Source organism: Pseudomonas sp. PDNC002 (assembly GCF_016919445.1).
In the GTDB taxonomy this organism is placed as follows: Bacteria; Pseudomonadota; Gammaproteobacteria; order Pseudomonadales; family Pseudomonadaceae; genus Pseudomonas.
This window is the reverse complement of the sequence record NZ_CP070356.1, coordinates 2,990,147-3,006,464: the sequence shown is the minus strand read 5'-3', so window position 1 is coordinate 3,006,464 and position 16,318 is coordinate 2,990,147. Positions and strand designations below refer to the sequence as shown.

11 protein-coding genes are annotated in these 16,318 nt (G+C 66.2%); 4 read left to right on the top strand and 7 right to left on the bottom strand.

From position 1 onward, the window contains the following. Positions 1-31: 31 nt before the first annotated feature. From ppk2 to JVX91_RS13815, 7 genes are all read right to left on the bottom strand, one after another. Positions 32-949, bottom strand: a complete 918-nt coding sequence (ppk2, locus tag JVX91_RS13845) for a polyphosphate kinase 2 (protein WP_205339737.1) — start codon at positions 947-949, stop codon at positions 32-34. 115 nt (positions 950-1,064) lie between these two features. Then, positions 1,065-2,087 (bottom strand): transporter, encoded by a 1,023-nt coding sequence (locus JVX91_RS13840; RefSeq protein WP_205339736.1) that lies wholly within the window; start codon positions 2,085-2,087, stop codon positions 1,065-1,067. Between the two features lie 157 nt (positions 2,088-2,244). Then, positions 2,245-3,375: a TIGR03364 family FAD-dependent oxidoreductase gene (locus JVX91_RS13835; protein WP_205339735.1), complete on the bottom strand. Its 1,131-nt coding sequence runs from the start codon at positions 3,373-3,375 to the stop codon at positions 2,245-2,247. A 205-nt stretch (positions 3,376-3,580) separates the two neighbouring features. After that, positions 3,581-4,606, bottom strand: a complete 1,026-nt coding sequence (locus JVX91_RS13830) for a putative 2-aminoethylphosphonate ABC transporter substrate-binding protein (RefSeq protein WP_037012373.1) — start codon at positions 4,604-4,606, stop codon at positions 3,581-3,583. Positions 4,607-4,700: 94 nt separating this feature from the next. Continuing rightward, positions 4,701-6,416: a putative 2-aminoethylphosphonate ABC transporter permease subunit gene (locus JVX91_RS13825; protein WP_205339734.1), complete on the bottom strand. Its 1,716-nt coding sequence runs from the start codon at positions 6,414-6,416 to the stop codon at positions 4,701-4,703. A 1-nt stretch (position 6,417) separates the two neighbouring features. Beyond that, positions 6,418-7,473 (bottom strand): putative 2-aminoethylphosphonate ABC transporter ATP-binding protein, encoded by a 1,056-nt coding sequence (locus tag JVX91_RS13820; RefSeq protein WP_205339733.1) that lies wholly within the window; start codon positions 7,471-7,473, stop codon positions 6,418-6,420. A gap of 363 nt (positions 7,474-7,836) precedes the next feature. Next, positions 7,837-8,688, bottom strand: coding sequence for a LysR family transcriptional regulator (locus tag JVX91_RS13815; RefSeq protein ID WP_205339732.1), 852 nt, complete (start codon positions 8,686-8,688; stop codon positions 7,837-7,839). 255 nt (positions 8,689-8,943) lie between these two features. Between JVX91_RS13815 and wecB the strand changes: the two genes are divergently transcribed. From wecB to JVX91_RS13795, 4 genes are read left to right on the top strand one after another with little or no spacing between them, the layout of a single operon-like run. After that, positions 8,944-10,098, top strand: coding sequence for a UDP-N-acetylglucosamine 2-epimerase (non-hydrolyzing) (wecB, locus tag JVX91_RS13810; RefSeq protein ID WP_205339731.1), 1,155 nt, complete (start codon positions 8,944-8,946; stop codon positions 10,096-10,098). Then, complete coding sequence (nrfB, locus tag JVX91_RS13805) at positions 10,095-12,269, top strand: cyclic di-3',5'-guanylate-activated glycosyltransferase NrfB (protein ID WP_205339730.1); 2,175 nt, start codon at positions 10,095-10,097, stop codon at positions 12,267-12,269. Before wecB ends, nrfB begins: the two co-directional genes overlap by 4 nt. Then, a complete protein-coding gene (locus JVX91_RS13800; protein ID WP_205339729.1) occupies positions 12,266-15,451 on the top strand; it encodes a phage receptor in 3,186 nt (1,061 codons plus the stop codon). Before nrfB ends, JVX91_RS13800 begins: the two co-directional genes overlap by 4 nt. Then, entirely contained in the window at positions 15,451-16,314 is an 864-nt protein-coding gene (locus tag JVX91_RS13795) for a DUF4434 family protein (RefSeq protein ID WP_205339728.1), read from the top strand. The genes JVX91_RS13800 and JVX91_RS13795 overlap by 1 nt, the downstream gene beginning before the upstream one ends. The last annotated feature ends 4 nt before the right edge of the window (positions 16,315-16,318 follow it).

Below are 16,318 nucleotides of genomic sequence, written 5' to 3'. Positions count from 1 at the left end.
AGACCCTTGCCCCTACGCGGAATGCATCACCTCAATAAACCTCCGGCACCACGATCTCCCGCGGGGTCGGCGTGCGCGAGTAGTCCTCGTTGCGCTGCCGCGCGGGCAGGATCACCGACGGATGCTCGACGTCCTCGTAGGGGATCAGCTTCAGCAGATGGCTGATGCAGTTCAGCCGCGCGCGCTTCTTGTCATCGGCCTGCACCACCCACCAGGGGGCTTCGGGGATATGGGTGCGGTCGAGCATGATTTCCTTGGCCTTGGTGTAGGCCTCCCAGCGCCGCCGTGACTCCAGGTCCATCGGGCTGAGCTTCCACTGCTTGAGCGGGTCGTGGATGCGGCTGAGAAAGCGCAGGTGCTGCTCATCGTCGGAGATGGAGAACCAGTACTTGATCAACTGGATGCCCGAGCGCGCCAGCATGCGTTCGAACTCCGGCACGCTACGGAAGAACTCCTCGTACTGCTCGTCGTTGCAGAAGCCCATCACCCGCTCGACCCCGGCGCGGTTGTACCAGCTGCGGTCGAACAGGACGATCTCCCCCGCCGCCGGCAGGTGCGAGACGTAACGCTGGAAGTACCACTGGGTCTGCTCGCGGTCGTTCGGCGCGGGCAGCGCCGCGACCCGGCAGACACGGGGATTGAGCCGTTGAGTGATGCGCTTGATCACCCCGCCCTTGCCGGCGGCGTCACGGCCTTCGAAGAGGATGACCACCTTGTGGCCGGTCTTCACCACCCAGCTCTGCAACTTCACCAGCTCGCCCTGCAGGCGGAACAGCTCGCTGAAGTAGCGACGGCGCGCCAGCTTCTCCTCGTCGACATCGGCGTGCTCGTCGAACAGTTCGTCGAGGTTGCGCACGTCTTCCAGCAGCTCCAGCTCCAGCTCTTCGTCGCTGTGGTCGAGCAGTTCACGGTGGATGCGGCGGATCACGGATTCATTGGTCAGGGGCATGGCGAGGCCTCGCGCTGGTTCTTTGCCTCCAGCCTAGGGCTGGTCGGTGTCAGGCTGGTGACAGCCATTGCCTGCTGTCTGTCAGTCAGGCCGGAATGGCATCGGCACCGGCGCTTCAATAATCATCTCGCTTGCGAAACGCCCAACGCCCGGCCAGGCCGGTGAAGCTGGCCACCAGCACGACGAGAATCCAGAACCCTTCCGGGTCGCTGGAGAAGGGAATGCCACCGACGTTCATGCCGAAGAAGCCGGCGATGATGTTGATTGGCAGCGCCAGCACCGTGACCACGGTGAGGGTGAACAGCGTGCGGTTGCTCTGCTCGTTGATCTTCGCGGCGATCTCTTCCTGCAGCAGCTTGATGCGCTCACCCAGGGCGGTGAGGTCGTTGATCACCAGGGAGAATTCTTCGGTGGCCTCACGCAGTACACGCACGTCGTCGTCCTTCAGCCACACAGGCGGACGGTTGAGCAGGCGCATCAACGAGCCCGGCTCCAGCGCCAGCAGGCGTTGCAGGCGCACCAGCACGCGGCGCATGGCACCCAGGTCGGCGCGGTTGTCGGACAGGCGCGAGGACAGCAGTTGGTCCTCGATGCGGTCCACGCTGATGCTGGTCTCACGGACGATGCGGGTAAGGATGTCGCCCTGGTCACGCAGCAAGTGCACCAGCAGCTCCAGCGGTGAGTGGAAGCTCTCGCCGCGCTTCACCGAAGAACGCAGCGTATCCACCGAGCGCAGCGGCTGCGCGCGGGCGGTCACCAGCAGGCGGCCACGGGCGCAGACCCAGAGTGTCGCCACGTCGGAGGACACCCGGCTACTGAAGTCGAAGACCACGTCGTTGACCACTGCCAGCAGCGCGCCGTCCACCTGTTCGATACGGGTCGAGCGCGAGCCTTCGCGCAGCGTCTCGAAGAAGTAGTCGGGCAGTTCCAGGTGCGACTTCATCCAGCGCTCGCAGGCCGCGTGCGCCAGGTTCAGGTGCAGCCAGAGAAACTCGTCCGACGCGCGCGGCTCCTGCAGGCGCTGGAGCGCGGTGGGCGAGTCGATTTCCAGGCCGGGCTGGCCGGGGCGAAAGCTGAAGCCGTAGAGCAGGCCGAACAGGTCGGAATCCTGATGGCTCTGGACGATGCTGTGGTTCATGGGGCTCCGCTGAACCTGAATGTCTGACGTAGGGCGAATGACCGCTTGCGGTCATCCGCCATGGCGGATGAAGCGTTCCGCTTCATGCGCCCTACGAAAGCCGCATCGGCTCTTCGGTGTTAGCAGAGTCCAATGAACGGCAGATGACAGCCACGTGTCAGCCGAACAGCGCCGCCACGGTGCGCTCGCCCAGCGCCGGACCGACACTCATGCCCACGCCGGTATGCATCAGCACGGCAGTGATGCCGTCGGCGGCCTGCAGCACGGAGAAAGGCCCCGGACCGCGCGAACCGTAGACGCCCTGCCAGCGCTCGACCACCTCCACGCGCATGCCCAGGGTGTCTTCGGCCAGCTCCAGCATGAGTCTGTCCACAGCCTCAGCATTGAACGGCGCGGCGTCGCCGCCGTAATGGTGGGAGTCGCCGATGATCAGCTCACCATGGGGCGTCGGGCTGATCAGCAGGTGGATGCCGTTGGCTTCCAGCTCGGGGGTTTCGCGGCGGATCTGTTCATGGATGGCCTGGGCTTCGGGCAGGTCGGCGAAGGCGCCGTAATGCACGCAGCTCAGCCCGGTCAGCACCGCGTGGGCCAAGCCGAAATCCCGTTGCGGGCGGGCGCGAAGCATCTGCAAGCGACACACCTGCGGCTCCAGCGGGGCGATCACCTCGGCCAGCAAGGTCTGGTAATCGTGGCCGGAGCAGACGATCACCTGCCCGGCGGTGAAGCTGCCCGCCGTGGTGCGCAGCACGCCGGTATCGACATCACGCACCAGGGTGGAGAAATGGAACTGCACGCCGTGCTCGTGGCGCAGGTAATCGATCAGGCTTGGCAGCGCTTCGCGGGAGTACAGCTGCTGGTCGTCGAAGCCCAGCAGCGCGGCGCGGTGATGGCGGAACTGGCCCTGGTAGAGGTCGTTCAGTTCACTGCCGCGCAGCAGGCCCACGCGGTAATCCAGCTCCTTGGCGCGACCCGCGCAGAAGGCTTCCAACAGCGCCTCCTCGGCCTCGGTGCGGGCGAACAGTAGCGAGCCGTTGCGGCGCAGGGAAAAACCCGCGCCTTCCGCCCATTGCGCCCAGATCGCCCGGCTGGCCCGTGCCAGGTCCGACATCACGCCCGGCGGCTGACCGGTGACCAGCGCCTGACCGAAGTTGCGCACCGAGGCGCCCAGCGGCGTGGCGGTGCGCTCGAAGACGCGCACGGACAGCCCGCGGCGGGCGGCGGCGTAGGCGTGGGAAAGGCCGAGGATACCGGCGCCGACGATGGCGACGTCGCAGTGGGTGTGGGTCATGGGGGTATTTCCTGCGTGGCGAAGAGCCCCTCTCCCCCGCCCTCTCCCTGAAGGGAGAGGGAGCTCTCCTCTGCGAAGAGAAACCCTGAGGTCATCCTGAAACCATCAAAGGCACAGGCAGACGCTGAAACCGAACCAACACACCGAACAGCCCCCTCTCCCTTCAGGGAGAGGGTTGGGGAGAGGGAGCCATCGGCGTCAAACCTTACTTCTGCGCCACTTTCTCCGACTTGCCGTCATAGCGCTTGCGCCACTCGGCGAGGATCTCGTCGCGGTTCTTCGAGGCCCAGGCGAAGTCGTTCTTGATCAGGCGCTGCTCGTAGTCGGCCGGCAGTTCGGTCTGCGGCTTGGCGATGCCCGGCTGGGCCAGCACGGCGAAGTTTTCCTTGTACAGCTCCATGGCTTTCGGGCTGGCGGAGAAGTCGGCGAGTTTCTTCGCAGCGGCTTCATGCTGGGTGCCCTTGACGATGCCGGTGGCTTCGATTTCCCAGCCCAGGCCTTCCTTCGGCAGGACGATGTCCAGCGGCGCGCCCTGGCGCTTGAGCTGCACGGCCGGGTACTCGAAGGAGATGCCGATCGGGAATTCACCAGCGGCGGCCAGCTTGCACGGCTTGGAGCCGGAGTGGACGTACTGGCCGATGTTCTCGTGCAGGGCGTCCATGTAGGCCCAACCCTGCTTCTCGCCGAAGGTCTGCAGCCAGGCGGAAACGTCGAGGAAGCCGGTGCCGGAGGACGCCGGGTTCGGCATGACGATCTTGCCCTTGTACTCGGGCTTGGTCAGGTCCTGCCAGCTCACCGGCTTCTCCAGGCCCAGCTTCTCGGCCTCGACGGTGTTGAAGCAGATGGTCGCGGCCCAGACGTCCATGCCGACCCACGCCGGCGGGTTCGCCGGGTCGCGGTAGTTCTTGCCGATGGCGTCCAGGTGCTTGGGCGCGTATTTCTCCAGCATGCCCTGCTGGTCGAGGATGGCCAGGCTGGAAGCGGCCAGGCCCCAGACGGCGTCGGCCTGCGGGCGGTCCTTCTCGGCCAGCAGCTTGGCCGTGACGATGCCGGTGGAATCACGCACCCACTTGATCTTGATGTCCGGGTTCTCGGCTTCGAAGGCCTGCTTGTAGGCGGTCAGCTGTTCCGGTTCCAGGGCGGTGTAGACGGTCAGTTCGGTGTCGGCGGCGTGGACCTGTGCGGCGAAACCGGCAACCACGGCGGCGGCGAGGGCAAGACGTTTGAACATGTGGAGCTCCTTGGCAGTGTTTTTTCCCCGCGCGGGGCGGGTGTTGTCAGGGGTTGAGCCCTCGCCGAAACGGGGGCGACAGCGTCCAGCGGTGTTACGGGTTCGCGCCCCTCCTCCAGGCCTGGGAACGGCGCAGCAGGCCGCGCGAGGCGCCGGCCAGCAGCAGCGACACGGCCGCGGAGGTGAGCAGGATCAGGGTGGACATGGCGGCGGCGCCGCCGACGTTGCCGGAGTCGTCCATGTTCAGCACGGCGACGGCGGCGAGGATGGTGTCCGGGTTGTAGAGGAAGATCGCCGCCGAGACCGTGGTCATCGCCGAGACGAACAGGTAGCGGGTGATGTCCAGCAGCGCCGGCAGGCAGATCGGCACGGTGACGCGCAGGTAGTGGCGCCACAGCGGCATCTTCAGCGACAGCGCGGCAGCCTCGAACTCGCCGTCGAGCTGGCGCAGCGCGGCGGTGGCGGTCATCTGCGCGGTGGTCAGGTAGTGGGCAATGGTGCACACCACCAGCAGCGCCATGCTGCCGTAGAACACGTGCAGCGGGTTGCCCGGTAGGTTGAAGAAGAACACGTAGCCCAGGCCCAGCACGAGGCCCGGCACGGCCATCGGCACGAAGCACAGCATGCGCAGCAGTTGGCTCAGCCAGCGCTGCTCGCGGGTCTTCTCGATCAGGTAGGCGCCGGTGAAGATCAGCGCGCTGCCGATGAGCGCGGTACACACAGCCATGGTCAGGCTGTTGCGGTAGGCCAGCCAGCCACCGCCGGCAGTGGTGTTGAAGTCGTAGTGGTTCAGCGACAGCGAAAGGTTATAGGGCCAGAACTTCACCAGCGAGGAGTACACGGCCATGCCCAGCACGCCCAGCAACACCGTGCTGATCAGCACGACGATGGCGAGGAAGGCGGCATCGCGGCGACGCGAGGGTTTCGGGTGATAGACCTGCGCGCGGCCGCTCATGGCATCACCCTGGCGACGGCGCAGCCAGGTATCCACGGCGAAACTGAGCAGCGCCGGCAGCAGGAGGATCATGCCGATCTGCGCGCCACGGCCGAACTGCTGCTGGCCGACCACCGCCTTGTAGGCTTCCAGCGCCAGCACCTGGTAATCGCCGCCCACCACGACCGGCACGCCGAAGTCGGTGATGGTCAGGGTGAACACCAGGCAGAAGGCAGCGAACACACCCTGCCGCGAGGCGGGCCAGGTGATACTGCGGAAGGCTTTCCACGGGCCGGCGCCCATGCTGGAGGCGGCGTCGAACAGGCGCGCATCGGCCAGTGACAGTGCCGACAGCAGAATCATCAGCGCATGGGGAAAGGTGTAGATCGCCTCACCGAGAACGATGCCCCAGAAGCCGTAGATGTTGTCCGGCAGCAGGTGGCGCAGCAGGCCCTGGTTGCCGAACAGGTAGATCAGCGCGATGCCCGGCAGCATCGACGGCGCCAGCAGCGGCAGCAGGGAAATCCCGCGCCACAGGCCCTTGGCCGGGATCAGCGTGCGTTGCAGGGCGTAGGCGAACAGGTAGGCCGCCGGCACGACGATGCAAGCCACGCTCACCGAGACCTTCAGGCTGTTGCCCAGCAGCCAGTGGAAGTTGTCGCTGCGCAGCAGCTCGCCCATGGCGGCCAGACCGCCGCCCTGCCCCGCTTCGCCGCTGAAGCCGCGCCAGAAGATGGCCAGCAGCGGCATCAGCACCGCGAGGGTCAGCAGGAGCAGCAGCAGGTACTTGCCGCCACGGACGAACAGGCGATCCCCCAGATCGCCGCGAACCTTGCCGACGGACAGCGTCGGGCTGTGCTTCACCACGGCTTCCATCTCAGGCGAACACCTGCAGGCTGCGCGGCGGCAACGACACCCAGATATCCGGAGTGCCCAGGCGCGGCATGTCCTCGGGCGCCAGCTCGGCGAGCAGCGCATGGCCCGGCAGTTGTTCCAGCTCGAAGCTCATGCGGCAGCGGTTGCCGAGGAAGGTGATCTCGCGGATCTGCGCGCGGAACAGGTTTTCCTGGTGCACCGCCGGGTTCACGCTGATTGCTTCCGGGCGGCAGAACAGCCGGCCCGAGGCGCTTTGCGCCTGGCTGTGCAGGCGCAGGTTGAGGCTGCCGACGCGGGCATGGCCATCGCTGCCGCGCTCGAAGGGCAGCCAGTTGCCCTGGCCGACGAACTCGGCGACGAAGGGCGTGCTCGGGGTGCTGTAGATCTCCTGGGCGGTGCCGTACTGCTCGATGCGCCCGTGGTTCATCACCGCGATGCGATCGGCCATCAGCATGGCCTCGTCCTGGTTGTGGGTCACCATGACGGTGGTGATGCCCAGGCTCTTCTGCAGTTGGCGCAGCTCGCCGCACAGGTGTTCGCGGACACGGGCGTCGAGCGCCGACATCGGCTCGTCGAGCAGCAGCAGCGACGGGCTCGGCGCCAGCGCGCGGGCCATGGCGACGCGCTGCTGCTGGCCGCCGGAGAGCTGGCCGGGGTACTTCTTCTCGCTGCCGGTCAGGCCGACCAGTTCGAGCATCTCGGCGACGCGGCGGCGGGCTTCTTCCTTGCTCGCGTTGGTCAGCCCGTAGGAAATGTTCTGTTCCACCGTGAGGTTGGGGAACAGCGCGTAGGACTGGAACAGGATGCCGTAGTCCCGCGCCTGCGGCGGCAGGTTCGACACATCGCGCTCGCCGAGGTGCAGGCTGCCGTCGTCCTGTTGCTCCAGGCCGGCGATGCAGCGCAGCAGCGTGGTCTTGCCGCAACCGGAGGGGCCGAGCAGGCAGACCAGTTCACCGGCCTTGACGTCCAGCGACACGCCGTCGAGAGCGACGAACTGGCCGAAGCGCTTGCGGATGTGGCGCACGCTGAGCGGCGTGCCGGCGATGGTGGGATGCATGGCGGTACCTCGTGTTCTTGTGATTCACGCCGCGAGGGCTGCCGCGTGAAGAGACGAGGTCCATGCTAGGGATGGATTGCGACGGCACTATTGCGAAGAGGCCAAGTGCACCGATAGATCCATAGGCAGATTTTGGTATGAGGGGAAAAAATTTTGCGAAGAGCCGGAGTTGAGCGGTTCGCCCTGACGCCCCTCCAGGAAAAGCATGCACCGCGCTCTGGCTCCACGCTTAGACGACTTCCACAGAAACGCCCGCGCACGCCGACGCGCGCTGAAATACCTGATTGCAAGCAGCGCAATCAGCGCAGGCGTCGGCCCTGCCGACGGATCGCGGACAAGGTCCGCTCCTACAGGGAGCGGTCTTTACGACTGCGCCAACGCCAGGAAAGCACTCGGCAACCGCGCCTGCCGCCGATCCTTCAGGCAGTACAGATACTCGTCGATCAGGCTCGCGCCCTTGATCTCCAGCACGCACAACTGCGGGTTATCCGGCACTTCCTGGCGGGCAATGATGCTCACCCCCAGATTGCGGATCACCGCCTCGCGGATCGATTCGCGGCTGCCGATCTCCAGCATCGAGGCTGGCGTCACTCCCGCCTGCTGCAACATCGCCTCGGTCAGTTGGCGCGTGGTGGAACCCGCCTCGCGCATCAGCAGGCAATGCTGGCGCAGGTCAGCCAGGCTGACGGACTGCAAGGCCGCCAATGGATGGCTGCGGTGCACCGCCAGGACCAGCGGATCGCTGCCCAGCACCACGCGGGTCAGGCGCGCGTCTTCCACCTGCTGCGACGAGGCCGCCAGGTCGACCCGGCATTCGATGAGCGATTCGAGCACCTGCTGCGAGTTGCCGATCTCCACCGACACTTCGATCTGCGGGAAGCGTTCGCGAAAGGCCTTGATCAGCCCGAGCACGTAATAAGGAGAGGTGGCGCCGATGCGCAAGGCACCCTGCATCTGCCCACAATTGCGCAGGTAGAACTCGATATCGGCTTCCTGCTGCAACAGAGCCTCGACCATTGGCAGCAAGCGCACGCCCTCGTCACTCAGAGTCAGTCGGCGGCCGCCGCGATAGAACAGCTCCACCGCGTACTGGCTTTCCAGGTTGCGGATCTGGGTCGTCACGGTTGGCTGGCTGAGGCCGAGTTTCTTCGCCGCCTGGGTGATGCTGCCCAGCTTCGCCACCCGGTAGAACGCCTTCAGTTCCGCGCTCAGCATTGGCTCGCTCCGCCTCTCGAAAAATTCATCAACAGTTTTTCTTCCGGTTGCCGGCAAACCGGCGCCAGCCCAATGACGACGCGGCTTTGCCCTTCGTCGAGAAACCCGCAAAAAGGTCAATATAGCTGACCTGTATCACAAGGATGTCCAGTTCGGGCTGGACAGCCCGGAGTGGAGCGACTTTCATTCCCCTTGGAAAAATCCCACACGAAAAACCGAAGGCGGCCCCACAGGGGTACGCCCAAGGAGCAATTGATGAAGTACAAGGTCACCATGGTTTTCGGCACTCGTCCGGAAGCCATCAAGATGGCGCCGCTTGCGCGCGTCCTCCGCCGTACCCCCGAAATCGAGCTACGCATCTGCTCCACTGGCCAGCACCGCGAGATGCTACAGCAAGTCCTGGACTCCTTCGAACTGGAGGTCGATGAAGACCTCGACGTGATGACCCAGGGACAGACGCTCAACAGCCTGTCCCTGCAGATGATGGGCAAACTGGACGACAGCTACGATCGCCACCGCCCGGACATCGTACTGGTCCACGGTGACACCACCACCAGCTTCATTGCCGCCCTCACCGCCTTCCACCGGCAGATTCCCGTCGGCCATGTCGAGGCCGGGCTGCGCACCGGCAACATCCACCAGCCCTGGCCGGAAGAGGCCAACCGCCGCCTCACCGCGGTGATCGCCGACCTGCACTTCCCGCCGACCAAGGCCTCGCGCGACAACCTGCTGCGCGAAGGGGTGAACATCGATCAGATCGAGGTCACCGGCAACACCGTGATCGACGCCCTCCTGTGGATGCGCGAGCACCTGCATGAAACCAACTGGAAGCCCGCCGCCGATTCGCCGCTGGCGAAATTCACCGGCGACCGCCGCCTGGTGCTGATCACCGGGCACCGCCGGGAGAACTTCGGCAAGGGCTTCGAGCGTATCTGCCAGGCCCTCGCGGAACTGGCGCAGCGCTTTCCCGACGTGGATTTCGTCTACCCGGTGCACCTCAATCCGCAAGTGCAGAACGCCGTCTACGGCCTGCTTTCGGACAAGCCGAACATCCACCTGATCGCCCCGCAGGACTACCAGCACTTCGTCTGGCTGATGGACCGCGCCTACATCATCCTCACCGACTCGGGCGGCATCCAGGAAGAAGCCCCGGCGCTGGGCAAGCCGTTGCTGGTGCTGCGCCGCGTCACCGAGCGCCCCGCCGTGCTGGAAGGCGGCACCGTGGTGCTGGTGGGCACCAACACCGGACGCATCGTCAGCGAAGCCAGCCACCTGCTGCGCGATGAAGAGGTGTACGAGCAGATGAGCCGGGTGTTCAGCCCCTATGGCGATGGCCACGCCAGCGAGAAGATCGTCGCCCGGCTGCTGTCCTGGTTCGGTGAGTCACGTACGCCAAGCGAGTTCGAATGAGCCTCGAACTGATCGATATCGTCACCTACGTCCTGTTCGCCCTGAAGTACCTGGCCATCATCCTGGCCGCGCTGATGTTCCTGCTCGGCCTGGATGACCTGTTCATCGACCTGGTGTACTGGGGCCGCGTGCTGGTCCGGCGCTTCCGCATCTACAGCCGCTTCGACCGGGCAGACGAGGAGCGCCTCTTCGCCGCCCCGGAAAAGCCGCTGGCGATCATGGTGCCGGCCTGGAACGAAGTCGGCGTGGTGGGCGAGATGGCGCGCCTGGCCGCGTCCACGCTGGATTACGAGAACTACCAGATCTTCGTCGGTACCTATCCCAACGATCCGCAGACCCAGGCGGACGTGGACGCCGTCTGCCTGCACTACCCCAACGTGCACAAGGTGGTCTGCGCGCGCCCCGGCCCGACCAGCAAGGCCGACTGCCTGAACAACATCATCGACGCCATCCTGCGCTTCGAGGCCGACGCGAAGATCGAATTCTCCGGCTTCATCCTGCACGACGCCGAGGACGTCATCTCGCCGCTGGAGCTGCGCCTGTTCAACTACCTGCTGCCGGCCAAGGACCTGATCCAGATTCCGGTCTACCCCTACGCCCCGGAATGGACCGGCTTCACCGCCGGCCACTATGTCGACGAGTTCGCCGAGAACCACGGCAAGGACGTGCCGGTGCGCGAGGCGCTGACCGGCCAGGTGCCCAGCGCCGGCGTCGGCACCTGCTTCAGCCGCCGCGCCATCGCCGCGCTGCTGGAAGACGGCGACGGCATCGCCTTCGATGTGCAGAGTCTCACTGAGGACTACGACATCGGTTTCCGCCTCAAGCAGAAGGGCATGAAGTGCATCTTCGCCCGCTACTCGATCACCGATCCGCAGCTCGCGCTGAAAGCCGATTGGGTGGTAGGCATGGACCGGCGCTTCTCGCAGGTCATCTGCGTGCGCGAACACTTCCCGCGCACCTGGCAGCACGCGATCCGGCAGAAGTCCCGGTGGATCACCGGGATCGTCTTCCAGGGCACGCGCAACCTGGGTTGGAGCCGCAAGGGCATGCTCAACTACTTCCTCTGGCGCGACCGCCGGGGGCTGATCGCCTACCTGCTGAGCTTCCTGGTCAACCTGCTGTTCCTGGTGCTGATCACCATGTGGCTGATCACCACCCTGTCGCCCAATGCCTGGCGCTTCCCCTCGATCCTCGAAGGCAGCCAGCTGCTGGTGGTGCTGCTGTTCCTCAACGGCCTGATGCTGCTCAACCGGCTGTTCCAGCGCTTCTGGTTCGTCACTCGCTTCTACGGCATCTTCGAAGGGCTGCTGTCGGCGCCGCGGATGATGTGGAGCAACTTCGTCAACTTCTTCGCCAACCTGCGCGCGCTCAGGCAGGTGATGGAGATGGGCGATTCGCGCCGCGTGGCGTGGGACAAGACCACCCACGAATTCCCCGCCCTCGCCGGCCCGCAGCGCACGCCGCTGGGCCAGCGCCTCAAGGAAAAGGGCCTGATCACCGAGGAGCAACTGCAATCGGCACTCACCAGCCCGGTTCGCCGGCGCCTGGGCCGCGAACTGCTGCTGCGCGAGCTGATCACCAGCACGCAATTGGTGGAAGCCCTGGCCGAGGAACTGGGCGAGGCATGGGCGCCGCTCAATCCCTTCACCCTCGATCCGAAGCTGATCGAAGCGCTGCCACGCAAGCTGGCGCTGCGCTACGCCGTACTGCCGGTGGCCGTGGAAGGCGACACCCTGGTCCTGGCCAGCGAACAGCAGATCAGCCAGGTCTCCATCGGCGCCATCAGCCGCCAGCTCAAGCGCCCCGTGCGCGGCCAGCTCGCGCCGCAAGGCCGCGTCACCCTGGGCCTGCGCCATTGGTACGGTGGCCGGCACCAGAGCGAGGAAACCCGCACCATCCTCGAGGTGCTGCGGCAACGCCAGAGCAATGAGGCGCTGATGGAGCGAGTCTGCAGCCACCTGGTGCTGTTCGGCACGCTGCTGCAGGTACGCGGCATGGTGCCGCCGAGCCTGTTCAACCAGGCCCTGATCGACTTCGATCCCGAGCAGGACTCGCTCGGCGAGCACCTGATCAAGCGCGGCATCATCACCCAGCAGGTACTCGACGAAGCCCTGCTCGAACAGGCCGGCGAGCAGCACGAGGCCTATCGCATCGCCCGGGAGGCCGCGTGAAATTGCAACAAACCCTTCTCTACGGCCTGATCCTGGCGGCGGCCGCCAGCCCTTTGGCGCACGCCGCCGACGACCAGCTCACCGAATTCCAGCGCTTCCGCAGCTTTCCCTACCTTGACCGGGGCTACAAGGAAGCGAAGAAGAACAACTGGGTAGAAGTCGAACGCCTGATGCGCCACCTGCTGCAGCGTGTGCCGAACAACGGGGAGGCTCGCGGGTTGCTGGTGCAGGCCCTGGCCAAGCAGCAGCGCTACGCCGACGCCGAAAAGGAAGCTCAGGCACTGGCCGGCACCGAAGCCGGCGAGCAGGCACTGACCGAACTGCGCCTGGACATGATCGAGAACGGCCCGCCACCCGAAGCCCAGGTCAACCAGTGGCTGGCCCATACCGGCAACGCCAACGAGCGCGTGCGCCTGTGGCAGGCCTATAGCCTCAAGCTCGGCCAGACCCAGGGCGCGGCCAAGGCGCTGGAATGGCTCGGCACCCTGCCGCCAGGCAACGACGGCCGCGTGCTGCGTGAAGCCCGCGCCAATTGGGCCGAGCAGCTGCGCGACTGGGACACCACCATCGCCCAGCTGGCGCCCCTGGCCGCCAGCCACCAGCTCGGCGCGGACGACTGGCGCCGGCTGTCCAACGCGTACGCCCAGCGCCTGGAAGAGCGGCCGCTGCAACAGCTCATCGAACAGGCGCCCACTGCCGACGCCGCGCAGCAGGCTCGCTTCGCCATCATCGACCGCGCTATCGCCGTCGGCCAGACCGAAGTCGCCAAGCGCTGGTTGCTCGCCCTGCCGGAACAGGATCGCCGCGATCCGAAGCGTCAGGCGCAGCTACTGGAGCTGGCCCGCGACAGCAATGACGCCCCTCTGGTAAGCGAACTGAGCGACCACCTGAAGCGCCCCTGCCTGGAAACCAGCGAGTGGCTGTCGCGTCATGATCAGCAGGCCGCCCTGCAGAAGCTGCGCCAGTGCCACCCCCAGGAAGACCCACAGACCTGGCTGGTCCTGGCCCAGCGCCTGAACGCCACCGACCTGCTGGAAAACACCTCATTGCCCGAGCCCTGGGACAGCGCACGGCGCGCGCGATTGGTGGAGGCCTGGCAAAAGCAGGGACGCACCGACCTCGCCCTGGCGTGGCTGTCGCGCCAGCCACAGACTCCCGACACCACACGCCAGCGCGCCGAACTCCTGCAAGCGCGCGGCCGCACCGGCGAGGCGGCGGCGCTTTGGGAGCAACGCTACCGCCAGACCGGCGATACCAAGGCACTCGATCAGGCCAGCTACCTCGCCCTCAATGCCGGACGAACCGAGCACGCGCGACAACTGCTGGAGAACGCCTACGACCGCCGTGGCGGCAACCTGCCGCCCACGCTGCTGCAACGCCTGGCCGGCATTCACGCACGCAGCGACACACCGCTGGACGTGGCACGCATCGAAGCATTGCTGCCCAAGGCCGATCCGGTCTCGCGCGGCTATCTGCTCGGACGCTTGGCCGAGGCCGGGCGCTGCGATGCCCTGCAACGCTACCTGAGCCCGGATTCCAACACGCCCGGCGAGCTGCGCGCCCTGGGCCGTTGCGCCATGCCGGCGCGTCCCGGTGAAGCCGTGGTGTACTACCAGGCCGCCATCGCCCACGGCGACAAGCAAAGCCAACTACCGCTGGCCTATGCACTGGAAGCCGCGGGCGATCCGGCAGGCGCCCTGCGCATCTTCAAGGCGCTGCCGGCCGGCGACCTCAACGACAACGCCCGCCTGACCGCCAGCCGCGCTGCGCTGGTCACCGGTGACAACGCCGCCGCCGAGCGCTTCTGGCAGCAGTCGAAGAAAGGCAGCGCGGACGACTGGGCCCTCGGCGCCACTATCGCCGACGCTCGCGGCGATTATCCCGAGGCCCTGACGCGGCATCGCGAGGCGCTGCAGCACGAGCCAAACGCCCAGCATTTCTACAACGCCGCCGGTAGCGCACAGAAGGCCGGCGACAAACAGCAGAGCAAGCTCTGGCTCGCCGAGGCGGTACGCCGCGAACCGGACAACCCGCGCTTCCGTGCCGACTACGGCATGCGCCTGGCCGGTACCGACACGCCAGAGGAGCGCCGTACCTCGATCCCCTATCTGGAGCGAGCGACCCGCGACTACCCCGAGGACTTCCGCCTCGGCGAGACCCTCGCCTGGCGCTACGACGAAGCCGAGGACAGCTTCGCCGCCCGCCGCGAGCTGCGCCGGGTGATCGACCTGGAACAGGACCCGATAGCCGCCGACGACGAATACGGCAGCCTCGAAGCCCGCCGCTACCGCCAGCGCCGCGCGCACCAGGTGCTGTCGCAGCGCGACAACCTGACCATCGCCAGCACCTGGTCGCCGGCGGGCGTCACCACGGTGGCGGTCCCCATCGGCGAAAACAAGGTCGGCAACAAACGCCGTGCGCAATCGCAGAACCTGCAGACCTTCATCTGGGACCACGCCCTGGGCGAGGAACCGACCCGCAACGGCAGCACACTCTCAGTGTATGGCCGCGCCATTGCCGGCAACGAAGGGCGCAAGAACTACACCCAGACCCTCGCCGCCGGCTTCGGCCTGCGCTACAAGCCGTTCGGCGACTACAACCTCAACCTCTACAGCGAGCTGTACAAACAGAACACGGTGAAGGACGACGGCGATCCGGAAGACGCCTTCGAAGGACTGCGCTGGCACGAGATCGGCACGCCGGAGAAGTTCGAGCGCTACGCCCGCCAGCGGGACAAGTACGGCCAGACCTCCACCGACTTCCTGCTGCGCGCCACGGCGTCCGTCCTCGACCAGGGCGAGTACCGCAACGATTGGCGCGTCGATGAAAGCGACTGGGACGAGCGCTTCCTCTATACCGACTTCGCGTGGTGGACCCATGCCGGCGATCACCAGTGGGTCTCGCGCTATCAGCAGGGTCATGCCTGGAAGCTGCCCGTGGACTCACCGCAAACCATCATGCCCTACGGCTTCGCCGAGCTCTCCACCCAGGACCCGAGCAACGACTGGCGCCAGGACCTGCGCAGCGGCGTCGGTCTGCGCTGGCAATACTGGTACGGCGAGGACCGCTACAACGCCTACCGCGCCCACGTCACCGTGCGCACCGAGTACCAGTTGGGCATGGCGGGCAATCTCTATGAAAAAGCCAATGGCTGGCTGGTGGGACTCGAGGTGAACTTCTGATGCGCCGCCTGTTGCTCACCCTCACGCTGTTGCTCTCCACGCTCACGGTCCAGGCAGACGATCGCCTGTTCTACCAGCCGCTGAACGTCGACGCCTCGCTGAGCGAGGCTCAATGGCAGCAGATCTGGCGCACCAGTGCAGCCCAGGGCGCGAAGACCCTGATCGTGCAATGGACGGTATATGGCGACTCCGACTTCGGCGGCGCCGACGGCTGGCTCGCGCGCGCCCTGACAAGCGCCCACGACAATGGCCTGCAATTGGTGCTCGGCCTGTACATGGACTCGGCCTACTACCAGCGCCAGAGCGAACTGGACACCCCCGGCCTGGAAGCCTACTGGCAGCACCAGCTCGGGCGCTCCCTGGCGCAGCAACGGCAGGTGAGCGAGCAGTGGAAGCTGCCGGTCACCGCCTGGTACCTGCCGATGGAACTGGACGACTGGCACTTCCAGGGCGTCGAACGTCGCCAGGCCCTGCAACGCCAGCTCAAGGATTTCGCCGGCAAGCTGAACGCACCGCTGCAACTGAGCGCGTTCTCCGGTGGCAAGCTGGCGCCGCAGGTTTACGGCAACTGGCTGGGGCAGATCGCCGGGCTGGGCATCCAGGTCTGGTGGCAGGACGGTGCCGGCACCGGCGCCCTGCCCGAGCGCGTGCGCCAGGCCTATGCCGCTGCCCTGCCCTGTTCGGTCGGCATCGTCCGCGAAGCTTTCCGCCAGACCAGCGCCGCCGGGCAGCCGTTCCAGGCCGAACCCGCGACGCCTTCGGCAACCTCCACCGGCTGCCACGCCAGCGCAGTATTCGAGGTGCGTTACCGGCCCTGGGGCAAGGCCCTGCTGGACAACCAGCGAGCCCACGCAGCGCCCTGAAACA

Coding starts and splice junctions, on each gene's coding strand:
- JVX91_RS13840 (WP_205339736.1), bottom strand. CDS start 2,087: ATGAACCACAGCATCGTCCAGAGCCATCAGGATTCCGACCTGTTCGGC.
- JVX91_RS13835 (WP_205339735.1), bottom strand. CDS start 3,375: ATGACCCACACCCACTGCGACGTCGCCATCGTCGGCGCCGGTATCCTC.
- JVX91_RS13815 (WP_205339732.1), bottom strand. CDS start 8,688: ATGCTGAGCGCGGAACTGAAGGCGTTCTACCGGGTGGCGAAGCTGGGC.
- JVX91_RS13825 (WP_205339734.1), bottom strand. CDS start 6,416: ATGGAAGCCGTGGTGAAGCACAGCCCGACGCTGTCCGTCGGCAAGGTT.
- nrfB (WP_205339730.1), top strand. CDS start 10,095: ATGAGCCTCGAACTGATCGATATCGTCACCTACGTCCTGTTCGCCCTG.
- JVX91_RS13820 (WP_205339733.1), bottom strand. CDS start 7,473: ATGCATCCCACCATCGCCGGCACGCCGCTCAGCGTGCGCCACATCCGC.
- ppk2 (WP_205339737.1), bottom strand. CDS start 949: ATGCCCCTGACCAATGAATCCGTGATCCGCCGCATCCACCGTGAACTG.
- wecB (WP_205339731.1), top strand. CDS start 8,944: ATGAAGTACAAGGTCACCATGGTTTTCGGCACTCGTCCGGAAGCCATC.
- JVX91_RS13830 (WP_037012373.1), bottom strand. CDS start 4,606: ATGTTCAAACGTCTTGCCCTCGCCGCCGCCGTGGTTGCCGGTTTCGCC.
- JVX91_RS13795 (WP_205339728.1), top strand. CDS start 15,451: ATGCGCCGCCTGTTGCTCACCCTCACGCTGTTGCTCTCCACGCTCACG.